The organism is Burkholderia sp. Cy-637, from assembly GCF_011753175.1.
GTDB classification, from domain to species: domain Bacteria; phylum Pseudomonadota; class Gammaproteobacteria; order Burkholderiales; family Burkholderiaceae; genus Burkholderia; species Burkholderia gladioli.
Window position 1 is genome coordinate 1 of record NZ_VWWC01000006.1, and the last position, 15749, is coordinate 15749.

20 protein-coding genes are annotated in these 15749 nt (G+C 70.0%); 3 read left to right on the forward strand and 17 right to left on the reverse strand.

Features of this window, described 5'->3' with window-relative positions:
- Positions 1-162: 162 nt before the first annotated feature.
- From fliR to F3J10_RS03215, 9 genes are all read right to left on the reverse strand, one after another.
- Positions 163-942, reverse strand: coding sequence for a flagellar biosynthetic protein FliR (gene fliR, locus F3J10_RS03175; RefSeq protein WP_013696109.1), 780 nt, complete (start codon positions 940-942; stop codon positions 163-165).
- Between the two features lie 40 nt (positions 943-982).
- Positions 983-1255, reverse strand: coding sequence for a flagellar biosynthesis protein FliQ (fliQ, locus tag F3J10_RS03180; protein WP_013696110.1), 273 nt, complete (start codon positions 1253-1255; stop codon positions 983-985).
- Between the two features lie 10 nt (positions 1256-1265).
- Positions 1266-2105 carry a flagellar type III secretion system pore protein FliP gene (gene fliP, locus F3J10_RS03185; RefSeq protein WP_152554299.1) on the reverse strand — a complete coding sequence of 280 codons (840 nt, stop codon included), beginning with the start codon at positions 2103-2105 and terminating at the stop codon, positions 1266-1268.
- A gap of 2 nt (positions 2106-2107) precedes the next feature.
- On the reverse strand, positions 2108-2719 hold the full coding sequence (gene fliO / locus F3J10_RS03190; protein WP_167241013.1) for a flagellar biosynthetic protein FliO: 612 nt from the start codon (positions 2717-2719) through the stop codon (positions 2108-2110).
- A complete protein-coding gene (fliN, locus tag F3J10_RS03195) occupies positions 2716-3153 on the reverse strand; it encodes a flagellar motor switch protein FliN (RefSeq protein ID WP_025097291.1) in 438 nt (145 codons plus the stop codon). Before fliN ends, fliO begins: the two co-directional genes overlap by 4 nt.
- Complete coding sequence (fliM, locus tag F3J10_RS03200) at positions 3146-4144, reverse strand: flagellar motor switch protein FliM (protein ID WP_025097292.1); 999 nt, start codon at positions 4142-4144, stop codon at positions 3146-3148. Before fliM ends, fliN begins: the two co-directional genes overlap by 8 nt.
- Before the next feature lie 17 nt (positions 4145-4161).
- Positions 4162-4659 (reverse strand): flagellar basal body-associated protein FliL, encoded by a 498-nt coding sequence (gene fliL / locus F3J10_RS03205; protein ID WP_167241015.1) that lies wholly within the window; start codon positions 4657-4659, stop codon positions 4162-4164.
- 324 nt (positions 4660-4983) lie between these two features.
- Positions 4984-5703, reverse strand: coding sequence for an LrgB family protein (locus tag F3J10_RS03210; protein WP_105827238.1), 720 nt, complete (start codon positions 5701-5703; stop codon positions 4984-4986).
- Between the two features lie 10 nt (positions 5704-5713).
- A complete protein-coding gene (locus F3J10_RS03215; protein ID WP_345791186.1) occupies positions 5714-6229 on the reverse strand; it encodes a CidA/LrgA family protein in 516 nt (171 codons plus the stop codon).
- A gap of 140 nt (positions 6230-6369) precedes the next feature.
- Here F3J10_RS03215 and F3J10_RS03220 point away from each other — a divergent pair, with 140 nt between their 5' ends.
- On the forward strand, positions 6370-7314 hold the full coding sequence (locus tag F3J10_RS03220; RefSeq protein ID WP_025097296.1) for a LysR family transcriptional regulator: 945 nt from the start codon (positions 6370-6372) through the stop codon (positions 7312-7314).
- A 168-nt stretch (positions 7315-7482) separates the two neighbouring features.
- On the opposite strand, the gene F3J10_RS03225 is transcribed toward F3J10_RS03220, so the two are convergent.
- A complete protein-coding gene (locus F3J10_RS03225; RefSeq protein WP_013696119.1) occupies positions 7483-7944 on the reverse strand; it encodes a MarR family transcriptional regulator in 462 nt (153 codons plus the stop codon).
- 160 nt (positions 7945-8104) lie between these two features.
- Between F3J10_RS03225 and F3J10_RS03230 the strand changes: the two genes are divergently transcribed.
- Positions 8105-8356: a multidrug ABC transporter ATPase gene (locus F3J10_RS03230; RefSeq protein WP_167241018.1), complete on the forward strand. Its 252-nt coding sequence runs from the start codon at positions 8105-8107 to the stop codon at positions 8354-8356.
- 262 nt (positions 8357-8618) lie between these two features.
- Complete coding sequence (locus F3J10_RS03235; RefSeq protein WP_167241020.1) at positions 8619-10154, forward strand: efflux transporter outer membrane subunit; 1536 nt, start codon at positions 8619-8621, stop codon at positions 10152-10154.
- Between the two features lie 89 nt (positions 10155-10243).
- Here F3J10_RS03235 and gspN read toward each other — a convergent pair whose 3' ends face one another.
- Genes gspN through F3J10_RS03270 form a run of 7 tightly spaced genes read right to left on the reverse strand, consistent with a single transcriptional unit; the run spans position 10244 to position 15723 of the window.
- Positions 10244-11014, reverse strand: a complete 771-nt coding sequence (gspN, locus tag F3J10_RS03240) for a type II secretion system protein N (RefSeq protein WP_167241022.1) — start codon at positions 11012-11014, stop codon at positions 10244-10246.
- 46 nt (positions 11015-11060) lie between these two features.
- Positions 11061-11570, reverse strand: a complete 510-nt coding sequence (locus tag F3J10_RS03245) for a type II secretion system protein M (RefSeq protein ID WP_043278000.1) — start codon at positions 11568-11570, stop codon at positions 11061-11063.
- Positions 11567-12958 carry a type II secretion system protein GspL gene (gspL, locus tag F3J10_RS03250; protein WP_167241024.1) on the reverse strand — a complete coding sequence of 464 codons (1392 nt, stop codon included), beginning with the start codon at positions 12956-12958 and terminating at the stop codon, positions 11567-11569. Before gspL ends, F3J10_RS03245 begins: the two co-directional genes overlap by 4 nt.
- Positions 12959-12982: 24 nt before the next feature.
- Positions 12983-14137: a type II secretion system minor pseudopilin GspK gene (gspK, locus tag F3J10_RS03255; protein ID WP_167241027.1), complete on the reverse strand. Its 1155-nt coding sequence runs from the start codon at positions 14135-14137 to the stop codon at positions 12983-12985.
- Positions 14134-14829: a prepilin-type N-terminal cleavage/methylation domain-containing protein gene (locus F3J10_RS03260; protein ID WP_025097302.1), complete on the reverse strand. Its 696-nt coding sequence runs from the start codon at positions 14827-14829 to the stop codon at positions 14134-14136. The genes gspK and F3J10_RS03260 overlap by 4 nt, the downstream gene beginning before the upstream one ends.
- Positions 14807-15229, reverse strand: a complete 423-nt coding sequence (gspI, locus tag F3J10_RS03265; protein ID WP_025097303.1) for a type II secretion system minor pseudopilin GspI — start codon at positions 15227-15229, stop codon at positions 14807-14809. Before gspI ends, F3J10_RS03260 begins: the two co-directional genes overlap by 23 nt.
- 2 nt (positions 15230-15231) lie before the next feature.
- The gene (locus F3J10_RS03270; protein ID WP_025097304.1) at positions 15232-15723 is read right to left on the reverse strand and encodes a GspH/FimT family pseudopilin; all 492 of its coding nucleotides are present in this window, start codon (positions 15721-15723) and stop codon (positions 15232-15234) included.
- Between the last annotated feature and the right edge of the window lie 26 nt (positions 15724-15749).

Sequence of the window (15749 nt, forward strand, 5' to 3'; positions counted from 1 at the left end):
TGGACGATTGTTCGGGGGCGCGAGGCCGGGACGGCGGCCGCCTCGCCTCACCGGCGCCGCGCCGGGCCCGGCGCGCCGCGGGCTAACCGGGGGGCGGGAACTGGCGAGACGGGCAACGGGACGGCCGGCAGGGATGCCGGTTCGCGCAACGCGAGCCGAATTTTAACGGAAGCCCGCCGCGACGCGGCCCATCATCTCGTAACCGTCGTCGAACAGGTGCGAGAAGAACGGCATCAGGTTGGGGATCATCAGCTGCACCAGCAGCAGCCCGACCAGCATCAGCACCGGGAAGCCGACCTGGAAGATGCCGATCTGCGGCGCGGCGCGATTCAGGATGCCGAGCGCGAGGTTCGAGATCAGCAGCGCGGCCACCACCGGCAGCGCCAGCAAGAGGCCCATCGAGAACACATTGATGCCGGCGCCGGCCACGATGCGCCAGCCGGCTGCGCGCAGCAGGTTCGAGGAGATCGGCACGATATCGAAGGACTGCACCAGGGCGGCGATCAGCTGCAGGTGGCCGTCGAAGGCGATGAAGGCCAGCATCGCGAAGGCGTTGAGCACGCGGCCCAGCATCGGCGTGTTGCCGCTGTGCGGGTCGAAGAAGCTGGCGAAGCCGAGCCCCATCTGCAGGCCGATGTAGTCGCCGGCGGCCTCCACCACCGCGAACACGATCTGCATGGTGAAGCCGAGCGCGGCGCCGATCAGGAACTGGTTGACCAGGATCCAGATGCCCTCGGCCGAGAACACCGTGGCCTGCGGCAGCGGCCCGAGCGCGGGCGCCACCGCGATCGACACCAGGGCCGACACGCCGATCTTCACGCGCGCCGGCACCGAGGCATGGCCGATCAGCGGCGCGGTGGCCACCAGCGCGAGGATCCGCACGAAGGGCCAGAGGAACGCGGTCAGCCAGACGTTCAGCTGCGCGTAGGTGACGGTGAACATCGGCGCGTGAAAGGAGCGGAAGGGAGGGCAGCGAACGCGCTCAGCTGGTGCCGAGCGTGGCCACGTGCATCAGGATGTCGCGCATGTAGTCGAGCATGGTCGACAGCATCCAGGGGCCGGCGATCACCATCGTCACCACGATCGCGAGCAGCTTGGGGATGAACGACAGGGTCGACTCGTTGATCTGCGTGGCGGCCTGGAACAGGCTCACCACCAGGCCCACCACCAGCGCCACCAGCAGCAGCGGCGCGGCCAGCAGCAGGCCGATCATCATCGCCTGGTGGCCCAGCGTCATGACGGATTCGGGCGTCATCGCATCGTCCTCAGGTAAAGCTCTGCGCCAGCGAGCCGATCAGCAGCTGCCAGCCGTCCACCAGCACGAACAGCATCAGCTTGAAGGGCAGCGAGATGGTGGTCGGCGAGACCATCATCATCCCCATCGACATCAGCACGCTGGCCACCACCAGGTCGATGATCAGGAACGGGATGAAGATCGTGAAGCCGATCTGGAAGCCGGTCTTCAGCTCGCTGGTCAGGAAGGCCGGTACCAGCAGCGGCAGCGGCACGTCCTCGGGGCCCTGCATCGGCGGCGCCTTGGAGATGCGCGCGAACAGCGCGAGATCGCTCTCGCGCGTCTGCTTGAGCATGAAGGTCTTGAAGGGCGCGAGGCCCCGCTGCACCGCCTGGTCCATCGGCAGGGTGCCGGCCGAGAACGGCTGGTAGCCGTCGGTATAGGCGCGGTCCAGCACCGGCGACATCACGAACAGGGTGAGGAACAGCGCGAGGCCCACCAGCACCTGGTTGGGCGGGGTGGTGGTGGTGCCCAGCGCCTGGCGCAGCAGCGACAGCACGATGATGATGCGCGTGAAGCTGGTCATCATCAGCACGATGGCCGGCAGGAACGACAGCATCGTGAGCAGCAGCATGGTCTGCACGCTCAGCGAATAGGTCGTGCCGCCGTTCGGGCCGGGGCTGGTATTGAAGGCGGGCAGGCCTTGCGCCTGCGCATGGGCCAGCGAGGGCAGCGCGAGAGCGGCCAGCGGCAGCAGCGCGGCCAGCCAGGGCAGCACGCGGCGCAAGCCCGCCAGGGACGGGCGCGCGGCCGAGAAAAGGCAAAAGAAGGGACGAAGCACGGCGCGCGCGCTCGATCGATACGACATCATCTTCAGGAATCCTTGCGGGAGCGGCCACCCAGCCGCCTGGCGACTTCGCCGCCCAGCGCGCTGCGAAAGCGCTCGCCGAACGTGCCGGACAAGGCGGCGTCCTGCTCGGGCGCGGTCGTCGCCGTTGCCGTCGTCGCCGCCGGGCCGCCGGCCACCACGCCGGGCGTGCCGGCCGGCAGCGTGTGCAGCAGCCGTACATTGCCGGGCGCGACGCCCAGCACCAGCCAGGTGTCGCCGACCTCGACCACCGTCGCGCTTTCCTTGCCGCCCACCGCGACGCTGGCCACCACCTTCAGGGCGCCGCCGCGCCGGGCGGGCTGGAAGCCGAGCCGCCGCGCCAGCCACGCGCAGGCGAACACCAGGCCGATCACCACCGCGAGGCCGAGGATGGTCTGCAGCACCGCGCCGGCGCCCAGCGAGGGCACGGCCGAGCCGACCACGCTGCCCGAGGCATAGGAGGCGGGATGGTTGACGGCGTTCATGTCGGCCGCGCGCGCCAGGGCCGGCGCCAGCAGCGCCGCAGCGGCGAGCGTGGCGGCGGCTCCCGCCAGGCGCGCGGCGACGGGCGAGCCGGCCCGCCGCTCGGGCAGGGCGCGCACGGCGGAACGCTTCATCGATTCAGCTTCCGGATCCGCTCGGAGGGCGTGATGATGTCGGTCAGGCGGATCCCGAACTTGTCGTTCACCACCACCACTTCGCCCTGCGCGATCAGGCAGCCGTTGACCAGCACGTCCATCGGCTCGCCGGCCAGGCCGTCGAGCTCGACCACCGAACCCTGCGCGAGCTGCAGCAGGTTGCGGATCGCGATCTTGGTGCGGCCCAGTTCGACGGTCATCTTGACGGGGATGTCGAGAATCATGTCGATGTCGTTGTGCGTCGAGTTCGAGGCCGCCTTCGACAGCGGCTGGAACACGCCGGCACCGGTCGCGCCGGAGGCGATCGGCTGCTCGTTCTGCTCGGCGAGCGCGGCAGCCCAGTCGTCCATGGCTTCGTCCGCCGCGTCGGCGCCCGCTTGCTTGCCGTCGGGCGTCGGGTTCAGCTCAGTCATATCCACCTTCCTTCGTCGTATCGCTCGCGCCGATCATGCGGTTCACGCGCAGCGCGTATTGCCCATTGAAAATCCCGTAGCCGCATTCCATCACCGGCACGCCGTCCACCTTGGCGGTCACCGCGTCGCCGATGTCGAGCGGCAGCACGTCGCCCACCCGCAGGTTGAGGATCCGCTCGAAGGTGGTCGGCACCTCGGCCAGGTCGGCCGTCAGCTCGACCTCGGCGGCCTGCACCTGCTGCGACAGCACGCGCACCCAGCGGCGGTCGACCTCGAGCGCCTCGCCCTGGATCGGCGAGCTCAGCACGTCGCGGATCGGCTCGATCATCGAGTAGGGCATGCAGATGTGCAGGGTGCCGCCGGTCGGGCCGAACTCGATCGAGAACTGCGTGACGATCACGATCTCGTTGGGCGTGGCGACATTGGCGAACTGGGTGTGCATCTCCGAGCGCACGTGTTCGAACTGCAGCGGCCGCACGCTCTTCCAGGCCACCGTGTAATGCTCGAACACCATGTGCAGCAGCTTGCTGATGATGCGCATCTCGGTCTGCGTGAAATCGCGGCCCTCGACGCGGGTATGGAAGCGCCCGTCGCCGCCGAACAGGTTGTCGACCACGAAGAACACCAGGTTCGGGTCGAACACGAACAGCGAGGTGCCGCGCAGCGGCTTGACGTGCACCAGGTTCAGGTTGGTCGGGATCGGCAGGTTGCGGGTGAACTCGCTGTACTTCTGCACCTTCACCTGGCTGACCGAGATCTCGGCGGTGCGGCGCATGAAGTTGAAGATGCCGACGCGCAGCAGGCGCGCGAAGCGATCGTTGATGATCTCCAGGCCGGGCATCCGGCCGCGGACGATCCGTTCCTGCGTCGCGAGGTTGTAGGGGCGGACACCCGAGGTATCGACCGGTTCGTCGGTCGAATCGATCTCGCCGGTGACGCCCTTGAGGAGGGCATCGACCTCCTCCTGCGACATGAATTCTTCGTGGCCCATGGCGCTCCCTTGGCGGCTTACTGGACGACGAAATCGGTGAACAGCACCGCGTCGACGCGGGCGCTGCGATTGCCCGGCTGCGTCGGCTGCTCGATCAGGGTGCGCAGCTCGTCGGCCAGCTCGCGCTTGCCGTCGAGCGTGGCGAGATCCTCCGGATGCTTGTTCGACAGCGCCAGCAGGATCCGGCTGCGGATCTCGGGCATGTGCTGGGTCAGGTAGTCCTGGGCGGTCGGATCGGTGAGCTTCAGGGTCAGGCCGATGCGCAGGTAGTGCAGGCCGTCGTCGGACTGCAGGTTCACCGTCATCGATTCGAGCGGGAAGAACACCGGCGTGGCCAGCGACTGCGGCGCGGCATGCGGGGCGGCCACCGGCCCTTCGTGCTTGAGCAGGAAGTACCAGGCGGCGGCACCGCCCGCGGCGGCGATGACCAGGCCGATCAGCGCGAACAGCACGATGCGCTTGAATTTGCCGGTGGGCGGGCGTTCGGGTGAAGCGGAGGCGGTCGTGGTGGCCATGAGCTTGCTTACGTGATGACTCGTAGCCTGATTGTCAGCGGACCGACTGTTGCGCGATGGGAAGAACAGAGGGGGGATTTGCGTCCATCTCGCTGGTTTGTCGAATCGGGGAACGCACGCGGCGCGCGGCAAAGGCGGCGGCAGCGGGGAGGCCGGAAGCGTGCCCCAGGCAGGCCCGGCGGGGCTCGCGGCGGTGGCGAGGGCCGCCGCCGGGCGCACGCGATTACGCAGTCGCGGCGCCGAAGTGATGATTGTCTCCCGCCGATGTGGAATCGGCGTGACAGGTGCCAGCCCGTCGACCGGCGCCGAAGAGGCGATCGCTCCCTACACGGGCAGGTGCGCCAGCAAGGGCGCGAGCAGCACCATCGCCACGCCGGCGATCATCATCGTCAGGCTCGACACCACGCCTTCCTCGCCGCCGATCTCGCGCGCCTTGGCGGTGCCGACCGCATGCGCGGCCGCGCCGAACAGCGCGCCGCGCGCCAGCCGCGAGCGCAGCGGCAGCACCGCCAGCAACAGCTCGCCGAGCAGCATGCCGCACAGGCCGGTGGCGATCACGAACAGCGCGGTGAGATCGCGCGGCGCATGCAGGCGGTCCGAGACGGCCAGCGCGAAGGGCGTCGAGATCGAGCGCACCGCGAGGCTGCGCTGCAGCTCGGGCGACAGGTGCAGCAGCCTGGCCAGCAGCAGCGAGCCGCCCACGGCGGCCACGATGCCGACCGTCACGCCCACCGACAGCGACAGCCAGTGGCGGCGAATCAGGTGCCGATATTCGTGGATCGGCACCGCGAAGGCGATGGTGGCCGGGCCCAGCAGCCACATCAGCCAGCGCGTGTCGTGGAAGTAGACGGCATAGGGGATGCCGCTCAGCGCGATGGCCGCCACCAGCAGCGCCGGCACCATCACCAGCGGCGAGAACAGCAAGCTGGGGCGCTTCGCGTAGAGGCGTTTCGCCGCCAGGTAAAGGGCGATGGTGGCGGCCAGGCAGAGCGCGGACAGCGCGCCGCTGGCCGCGGGCGAAAGCTGGGCGAGGTCGAGGTTCATGGCGCTGTCCTCAGGCCTGGCCGCGGATCGGGATGATCGGCTGGCGCTCTCGCGAGCTGCCGCGCATGGCACGCGCCAGCGCCAGGCGCCGCTCGAAGCGGGCCGCCCGCTCGACCGCCAGCGCCACCGCGCCCATCACCAGCATCGTGCCTAGCACCACCACCAGGGCCAGCCGCCAGCCCTCGGCGCGAAACAGCCCGCCGTACTGGACCGCGGCGACCGTGGCCGGAATGAAGAACAGCAGCATGTCGGTGAGCAGCCAGTTCGCGCCGTCCCTCACCGCGGCCGGGCGGACCCGGCCCGTCATCAGCAGGACCAGCAGCACGGCGAGCCCGACGATGCCGGCCGGCACCGGCAGCCGGCAGATGCGCACCAGTTGATCGGCGAGCGCCCACAAGGCCGCCAGCGCGGCCGCCTGCAATACCACGCGCACGGCACGCGCCAGCGCTGGCGGCAGGCCCGGCGCCACGGGCTGCGCGGTTTCGGGGGAGGGGGTGGAAAGCGGGGCCATCGGGAGCTTGGACATGATGCGCGGCACGACTTGATCGACAGGACGAGCCGAGTATAGGATCGGCCTTGTCATAAATAAAATGACTTGTTCCCATCGAAATCATTCCCGATCGGAATTCTTCATCCCGGGAATCCCTGGCTCATATCGGAGGCTGCATGGAGCTGCGCGCGCTGCGTTATTTCGTCGAGGTGGTCCGCCAGCAGAGCTTCACGGCGGCCGCCGAACAGATGTTCGTGACCCAGCCGACCATCAGCAAGATGGTCAAGGCGTTGGAGGACGAGATCGGCACGCCGCTGCTGCTGCGCGACAGCCGCCAGATGGTGCTGACCGACGCGGGCCGGATCGTGTTCCAGCGCGGCCAGGACGTGCTGGCCGCGCAGGCCCAGTTGCAGGCCGAGCTCGACGACCTGGCCGAGCTCGGGCGCGGCGAGCTCACGATCGGCATCCCGCCGCTGGGCGGCGCCGCCTTCACGCCGGCCATCGCCGCGTTCCGGCAGCGTTATCCGAACATCGAGCTGAAGCTGTTCGAGCAGGGCGCGCGGATGATCGAGGCTGCGCTCGCCTCGGGCGAGCTGGAGCTGGGCGGGGTGCTGGAGCCGGTCGATCCAGCCGTGTTCGAGGTGCTGCGGATGGTGCGCGCGCCGCTCTGGCTGGTGGCGCGGCGCGGCTCGCGCTGGGACCAGGAGGACACGGTGCCGCTCGCCGACCTGGCCGAGGAACCCTTCGTGTTCTACGCCGAGGCGCTGGCGCTGCACCAGGCCGTGCTCGACGCCTGCGCGCAGGCCGGCTTCACGCCCTCGATCGTGAGCCGCAGCGGCCACTGGGACTTCATGGCCGCGCTGGTCCATGCCGGGGTGGGCATCGCGCTGCTGCCGGCGCCGTATTGCCGCCGGCTCGATCCGGCGCGTTTCAGTTGCCGGCCGATCGTCGAGCCCGAGATCGACTGGTCGATCGCCGCGGCCTGGAAGCGGCGCGGCTACCTCTCGCATGCGGCGCGGGCCTGGCTGGAGGTGGCGCGCGAAGTGGGCCCGGTCGATACCGACGACGACCTGGCCTTCGACAGCCTGCGCGCCTGGCCGAGCGTGGGCGGGCCGCGCTGAGGGGTGATACCGATCGGTATCGCGTCGATGCCGGGTCGATTGCTGCCGCGACAGGCATATCGAGGGTTTGCGCGAATCCGATCGCCCGGGCGGCGCAACGGAAATGCCCCTTTTTTAGAGGGCGTGGAAAAGCGTGAAGTGCCGGGCGATGCTCGCGGCGTTCGCCTCTCAGGTGCCGGCGGGCAGCGGCGCGTTGGCGATGAAGCGCTGCAGCAGCGCCGTCATGGTCTGCAGCTCGTCGGCCGAGAAACCGGCCAACTGCGCATTGAGCTCGCCCGCCATCAACCCCGGCAGCGCGTCGGCCGCCGCGCGGCCCGGCCCGGTCAGCCCGAGCTCGATCACGCGCCGGTCCGAGGCGCTGCGGCGCCGCTCCAGCAGGCCTTTCTTCTCCAGCCGGTCGAGCATGCGCGTCATCGATCCGCTGTCGTACGACAGCCGCCGCGACAGCTCCAGCGGCGTGCCGGCCTCGCCGCGCGCCAGCAGCAGCATCACGCCGATCTGCTGCGCGGTCAGCCCGAGCGGGGCCAGCGCCTGGTCCATGCGCTCGACGAAGGCCTGCCGCGCCCGCGACAGGTAGTGGCCGACGCTGGTCTCGAGCTCGATGTTGGCGGGGTCGTAGAGGGGAGCCATCGCGCGGAAGGGAAATCTGTTGTTTCCAGGGGAAAACCGCGCTCAGTATCTTGAAAATTGCTTGCTTGGTCAATATTATTTCAGGCAACCAATCCCGCTTCAGACATCCGCGAGCACCATGCCCACCCTTGCCTGATCCGCTACCCCGAGGAAGTTCGTCATGCCGTACCTGATCCAGATCGCCGGCGCCCTGCGCCGCTACGCCCGTCCCCTCTTGGCCCGCTCCCCGCGCGGCTGGAAGCTTGCGTTGATGGTGGCGATGCTGGTTCTGCCGGGCGGCTCGCTGGCGGCACTCGGTTTCGCCTGGATCGACCAGCGGCGCCAGCGCGCCAAGGATGGCGCCGCCACCTCCGACGAGCCGTCCTCGTGGCGGCTCGCGCTACGTCTGCACCCGCCGCATTGCACGCATTGAGGCTGCCGGCCCGCGACGGCGCCGAGCTCACCGTTCCCATTCCCTCCTCGCTCCTCGCCAGCTTTCGGCGCCGTAATCGCCGGTAACCAGCCACCCCGCGCCGGTAACACATCGGCTCGCCGCCACGTCTTAACCTTACGGCTGATCCGATCGTTTTTCCCGCGTTCGTCAGTTACCATTTCGGCCAGGCCGCGCGCAGCCGCGCCGTCGGCCGCATCGTTCGTCGCCCCGCATGCGGGCGCGCCCAGACAGGAATCCAGTCATGCAGCCAGTTCTTCCCTTGCGTGCGCATCACGCGCTGCGCGTCGCGGTGGCAACGGCCGTCGCGGTGCTCGTCGCCGGATGCGCGGTCGGTCCCGACTACCATCGTCCCGAGGTATCGGTGCCGGCCTCCTACAAGGAAGCGCCGGAAGGCTGGAAGGTCGCGCAGCCCGACGATCGCACCGATCGCGGCCCCTGGTGGGGCATCTACCAGGATCCGCAGCTCGACGACCTGATGAGCAAGCTGAACACGGCGAACCAGTCGGTCGCGCAGTTCGCGGCGGCCTATCGCCAGGCCCGCGCGCTGGTGGCCGAGGCGCGCGCCGCGTACTTCCCGACCGTCGGCGTGAGCGCCGGCGGCACGCGCTCGGGCAGCCCGGGCAGCACCGTCCAGGGCTTCAAGACCGGCCGCACCAACAGCACCTCCTACAACGCCGGGCTCGACGCCTCCTGGGAACTCGACCTGTGGGGCAAGGTGAGCCGCAACGTCAGCGCCCAGAAGGCCGGCGAGCAGGCCGCCGCCGCGGACCTCGCCAATGCGCGCCTGTCCGCCCAGGGCACCCTGGCGCAGACCTACTTCCAGCTGCGCGAGACCGACGCCGCGCAGAAGCTGCTCGACGACACGGTGGCCTCGTTCCAGCGCTCGCTGACGCTGACCCAGAACCAGTACGCGCAGGGCGTGGCCGCGCGCTCGGACGTGATCCAGGCGCAGACGCAGCTGCAATCGGCGCAGGCTTCGGCGATCAACAACGGCATCGCGCGCGCGCAGTTCGAGCACGCGATCGCCACCCTGATCGGCGTGCCGGCCTCGAGCTTCTCGCTGGCGCCGATGCCGCTCACCGCCGAGCCGCCGCGCACGCCGGCCGTGGTGCCCTCGGCGATCCTCGAGCGGCGCCCCGACGTGGCCGCCGCCGAGCGCCGCGCGGCCGCCGCCAACGAGCAGATCGGCGTGGCGATCGCCGCCTTCTTCCCGACCCTCACGCTGTCGGCCAGCGGCGGCGTGCAGAGCTCGGCCTGGTCGCAACTGTTCTCGCTGCCCTCGCGGGTCTGGACCGTCGGCCCGCAACTGGCGGCCACGCTGTTCGATGCCGGCCTGCGCTCGGCGCAGACCGAAGCGGCGCGCGCCAGCTACGACCAGAACGTGGCCGAGTACCGCGCGGCCGTGCTCAGCGCGTTCCAGGACGTGGAGGACAACCTCGCCTCGCTGCGCATCCTGGAGCGGGAAATCGTGGTGCAGCGCGCGGCCGTCGATTCGGCCCAGCGCGCGCTCGACATCGTCACCAACCAGTACAAGGCCGGCACCGTCGACTACGTGAGCGTGCTGACCGCGCAGACCACCGCCTTCAACGCCGAGCAGCAACTGGTGGTGCTGAGCGGCAATCGCATGGTGTCCTCGGTGAACCTGGTGAAGGCGCTCGGCGGCGGCTGGGACGCCTCGCAGATGGACCGCGAGACGGGCTCGGTGGAAGCGCCCGTCGCGGCCTCGTCGCCGTCGGCCGCCTCAGCCGCGGCTGGCACGCCGGTCGCGCAGCGCTGAGGCAAGGACAATCGGCAGCACCAAAAAAAGCGCCGACGGCATCACACCGTCGGCGCTTTTGCATTCGGGTCGATCCCGTCGATCGACGATCAGAAGGTCAGCGACACCGTGCCCGGGCCGACCGGATGACCGAGCAGGTTCAACAGGCCCGCCAGGTTCTCGCGCTGCGCGTCGTCGGCGCGCGCGGTGCCGGTGAACGAGGAGGCATGGCCGGCGAAGCTGCCGTGCCCTTCCAGGAACAACGGCCCCTTGAGCGTCGACAGGTCGAGCGTCGAATTCGCGCCCTGCGCCTGCCAGACCGCGCGATAGGAGCCGAGCGGCTTGACGATCGAGATCCGCGAGCTGACGTCGTTGATGGTCACGGTGAGCTGGCCGAACACGTCCTGGCCGAACAGCCGCCAGTCGCTCCAGCCGATCCGCACGTCGCCCTGCAGGTCTAGCGTGTTGAACGGCGTGCCGAGCCCCACCAGCAGCGAGGCCGGCACCGCCATCGCGCCCGCCGAGACGGTCGCGCCGCGCAGGCTGGCGTTGACGGTGATCGCGTCCGGCATGGCCTGGGTCTGGCGCATCTGCATCTGCACGCGGCCGGTGAACAGCGGCCAGAACGCGGTGCGCCATTCGATGCGGCCCGGCAGCAGGGTGGAGGCGCTGCGGTCGCTGCCCGGCGCCAGCAGCAGGGTGGCCGAGCCGTGCCAGAGCGAGCCATCGGGATCGACCAGGTTGACGTGGCCGCCGGTGGCGCGCGAGAACTGCGGCGTGACCCAGGCGGCCGGCAACTGCGCGACGATCACCACCAGGCTCGCCAGCGCGCCGATCACCAGCCACGGCAGCGCCGCGCGAATTCTCATCCAGACCGTCATCGGCGTGCGGCCTCCGCCGTGACGCCAGCCATCTTCATGCTGAAGCTCATTTGTTGTTCGCGCTCGACGGTTGCATGACCACGGTCAGGTCGACCTGGCCGTCTTCCTTCAGCGCGGTGGCATGCGCCTCGCCCACCTGCACCTTGAACTGCTTGCGCACGTCGTCCACCCACTGCGTCCAGGCCGGGAAGGCCGCGTTCTTGAGCTGGATCTGCACGCCGTTGCCGACCACCTGCACCTGCGCGGCCGCGAAGCCGTGATCGGACAGCGAGCTGGTCAGCGCGTCGCGCAGCGCGATGCCGGTGGGCGCCACGCCCTGCGCGGCGGCGGCCAGCGAGCGCGCCTCGTTGGCCTGCTCGGTCATCTGCGCGAGCTGCAGGCGCATGCCCGGCAGCGAGGTGGCGATCTTCTCGCTGTTCTCGGCCGCCGGCGACCACAGCAGCGAATACAGCACCACCAGCACCAGCAGGGCGCCGCCCCAGCCCAGCAGCAGCTTCTCGCGCGAATTGCGCTCGTCCCAGAACTGGGTGAGGGTTTCGGTCAGTTCCGCCTTCATGATCCGCTCCGGATGGTCCATTTGCCCGTGCTGCTGTCGATCTCGCCCGACAGGCCGTTACGCGCCAGGCGCGCGCCGAAGTCGGGATCGACCTTGATGGCGGGCTTGAAGCCGACGTCGAGCCGGCGGTCGTGATAGTCGAGCGAGGCGATGCCGTTGGCCGGCAGCGGCCCGAGCGAGCGCGCCACGCCGCTGGCCAGCGCGAGGAAGTCGTTGGGCGAGAGCTCGCCGGCGGCCACCCGCAGCTGGTCGATCTGGCGCGTCATCTGGGCGGGCGGATCGAGCACCGTGGTGGTCTTGGGAAAGGCCGTCAGCAGCGTCTCGGTGATCTGCGCCGAAATCGCGTCGCGCTCGCGCGCCAGGCGCCACCAGTGGATGTTGATGCCGACCACCGCCACCAGCAGGGTAATCACCGCCAGCGCGGCCGGCAGCTTCAGGCGCGTGAGCGTGGCGCGGTCGAAGCGCCAGGGCACGATCTCGAAATCGAACTGGCAGAGGTTGAAGCGCGTCTCGAGCGCGCGGCGGGCGAAGGTGTCGAAGGGCAGCGGCGTGGTGCCGGGAATCGCGTCGGGATCGGCCGGCGGCGTGATCGAGGCGAGTTGCGGCTCGGCACCGGGCGCGCCGAGCTGGTACAGCTCGAACGGCCCGCCCGCGGTCAGCACGGCCAGCGTCGAGCCGGCCGAGGCGGCCGGCGCGGTGAGGCCCTCGCCGAGCGCGCCGCGGGCGATCGCCAGTTCCACGCGCGGCGCGGTCGCGATCGACAGCGCCTCGTCCACCGGCATCGATTCGATGCGCGCCATGATGGCGGCGACGATCGGTGCGCGCGGCGCCTCGCCGTCGCTCACTTCCGGCGTGTCCTCGGGCGAGATCACGGCGGCCTCGCTGAGGCCCGCGCCGTCCTCGCCGGCCAGGGCCGCCTCGGCGGCGGGCGCGAGCGTGGCGCCGGCCGGCTGCGGCAGGCAGCGCATCGCCGGCACCGCGCGGATCGCGCGATGGCCGGCGGTGGTGAAGGCCTCGATGGCGAAGCGGAACCACTCGCGATCGATCACCGCCAGCACGCGCCGGCCGTCGGGCAGCACCACCGGGTCGACCGCGATATGGCAGGCCTGCGCGTCCTGGATCACGTAATCCTCGACGATGTTCGGCAGCGCCTGGCGCAGCTTCGGCCCCTTCACGGCGGGCACCGCGGCGGCCAGCAGCAGCAGGTCGCGCGCGGCCACCACCAGCACCGTGGAGGCGGCTTGCGGCAGGGTGGCCAGCGAGCTGCGTCCGGCGCGCTGGGTGTGGCCGCTCTTGTCGACGAGCGCGAACGACAGCTCGGGCCATTGCCACTCGGCCAGCGGCACGGCCGGTTCGCGCGGCGGCAAAACAACAATCAACGTGCTCAAGAGCTCCTCTCCCGGATGGCGTTGTTATAGCTGATCGGAAACCCGGACCACGCGCGTGGTGTGCGTGGTGGGGTCACGATACACGAGCGAGGTGCGGTCGATTTCCGCGCGCCCGTGCTCAATATGACCGTGAACGATGAAATAACTGGACGTCACGTCGATCTGGGTCGGGTCCAGCAGCGTGTTCGGCACGCCGGTGGCCTGCAGCGCGAGCTGCGCATCGCCGACGTTGCGGAAGAACACGTTCTCGCGGCGCGCCACCAGCGTCTGCGCGGAGGACACCGAGAGCCCCGGCAGCAGCGCGGCGATCACCTCGGCACGCGCGGTATTGAGGTTGACCGGCGTGGTGGACGGCAGCACCGTCACGAAGGGCCGCAGCTTCTCGACGATCTCGGGCGTCACGCCGTTGACGTCGAGCAGCGAGTCGACGCTGGTCGGGATCAGCGGCGAGGCGCCCGCGCCGGCGTCGGTGCTGTCGCCGTTGTCGAAGCCCGGGTCGGGATTGCCGGAGTTCAGCGTGCTGTCGCCCTGCGGCGCGACCACCGGCGCGTTGCCGGTGCCGGGCGGGTTGGCGTTCTGGAAGCGCGTCGCCGAAAAGCGCAGGCCGGCGCGGATCTGTTTGGCCACGCGCACCGCCAGCGTCGAGTCGATCGACAGCGACACCAGCAGGCGCTTGAAGACGGCCACCGAGGAGGCATTGATCTGCAGCACGCCCGGCGCCGGCGAGGACACCAGGTTGCGCAGGTTGAAGCGCGATTGGGCATCCTCGATATCGCCGGACAGGTAGGTGTCGTCGTCGCCCGAGACGTCGGTCACGCCGATCTTGCCGAGGAAGTCGGATAGCTTGGTCTTGGCGATCGGCACCGCCCAGATGCCGCCGAGATAGGTCACGCCGGGGGCCGTGTCGCCCTCGGAGCGCAGGATCATGCGGGTCCAGTCGAGCGCGCCGCGCGCCACCCACTGCGCCTGCATCAGCAGGCGCTGGTTCTCGATGCGGCGGATCTGCACCTGCTGGCGCCACAGCATGCCCGACACCAGGATCGCGGTGAGCGCCACCACCAGCAGCGCGCTGATGATCGCCACGCCGCGCGAACGGGCGCGCGAGGCCGGCGCGCGCGCGACGCGGCGCCGGCCGCGGAGGCGGGAAAGGGATATGGAACAGGGCGCGCGCATCGTCATTCTCCGACCAGGAACACGCGCTTGATCGGCACGTGCAGCGAGGTCGCGCCGATGCCGACCTCGAGCCCCGTGACCGAGCGCTCGGGCGGCCCGTTGCCGACGATCGGCTGCTTGAGCGCGTCGTTGTTCTTGGCGAGCGCGTCGTCGGCGGTCGGCATGTTGATGGTCCAGCCGACCTTGGGCACGTAGACGCGCGCCGTGATCGCGCCCACGCCGCGCATCAGCGGCACCGAGCTCCAGTCGTCCACGCCGCTGTCGGCCAGCATGCTGCGCAGCACGCGCGCGTCCGAGATCGGCGGCGAGGCGTAACGCACCACGCGCCCGGAGCTGATCAGGTAGCGCACGATCTGGATGCGCGGCGCACCGCCCGGCGTATCGAAGCGGCGCACGATCTGCAGCGTGTTGCCGACCACGCGCACCGGCGGCTGGCCGGCCTCGTCGTCACTGACGGCGCGGCGCGCGTCGATGCGCATCTGGTCGAACATCTGCGCGAAGGTGCGCTCGTCCTCCATCACCGCCTCGACATGATTGCGCCCGCGGATCACCTGGTCGAGCCCGCGCCAGGACAGCAGCGCGAGCACGGCCAGGATGGTGATCGCGATCAGCATCTCGATCAGCGTGAAGCCGCGCGAATCGCGTGACGCGCGCGGGCCGCCGGGGCGGCGGCGCTCAGAGCGAGCGATTGGTTTCATTGGCGACCACCGTGACCATCTGCGCGAGCACGCTGGCCTCGCCTGTCTTGCGTACCGAGATCTCGACGCGCCGGAACACCGGGTTCGGCGTGGTTCTCACCTTCTGCGTGCAGGTCAGCGCGAGGTTGCCCTGCGAGCAGTCGAACTCTTCCTCGCCGACCTCGGGCCAGGCGTGCGCGAGGCGCAGCTGGCCGAGCACGTTGTCGGCGCTCCAGCTCGCCAGCAGGCGATCGTTGAGCGCGCCGGAATTGCTGGCCAGCGTGCCGACCGCGCGGATCGAGGCGGCCAGCGCGACCGCGATGATCGCCAGCGCGACCAGCACCTCGATCATGGTGAAGCCGCGCGCGCGGCGCCGCGGCGAAGGCGGGGCCCCGCGCGAAGGACGGAACGGGGTGGACATGGTCAGCGCACCTCGTAGCGGCCGTTGCCGGTGCCGACGATCGTCGCGCTGCCGACCGCGGAATAGAGCGTGATGCGCACCGGGATGTCGACCGGCTCGGTGCCGAACACGATGCGATGCACCTCGGTGTCGGAGCCGGGATAGTCGATGGTCGCGCCGGTCACGCCGCCGTCCCAGTTGCGCGGCCGGAACAGGTCGTCGCGCAGCGGGCGCCAGCCGTCCTCGCTGCGCACGTCGAAGCGGAAGCCGTTGTCGGTGGGCTGCCAGGCGATCGGCCGCGCGCGCACCTGCGCCTCGTCGCCCGCGCTCTCGAGCAGCAGCGCCACGCGCTGGGCTTCCTCGCGCAGGTCGGTGCGCGGATTGCGGTGCATGGTCAGCGTGGCCGCCGACACGAGGATCCCCGCGATCACGAGCACGACGAGCATCTCGAGCAACGTGAAGCCACGCATCCGCCGGGGCGGGAAACGCAGCGAGGTCGTGCCGGTGGTTCGCATGTCAAACGAAACTGACCAAGAGGGAA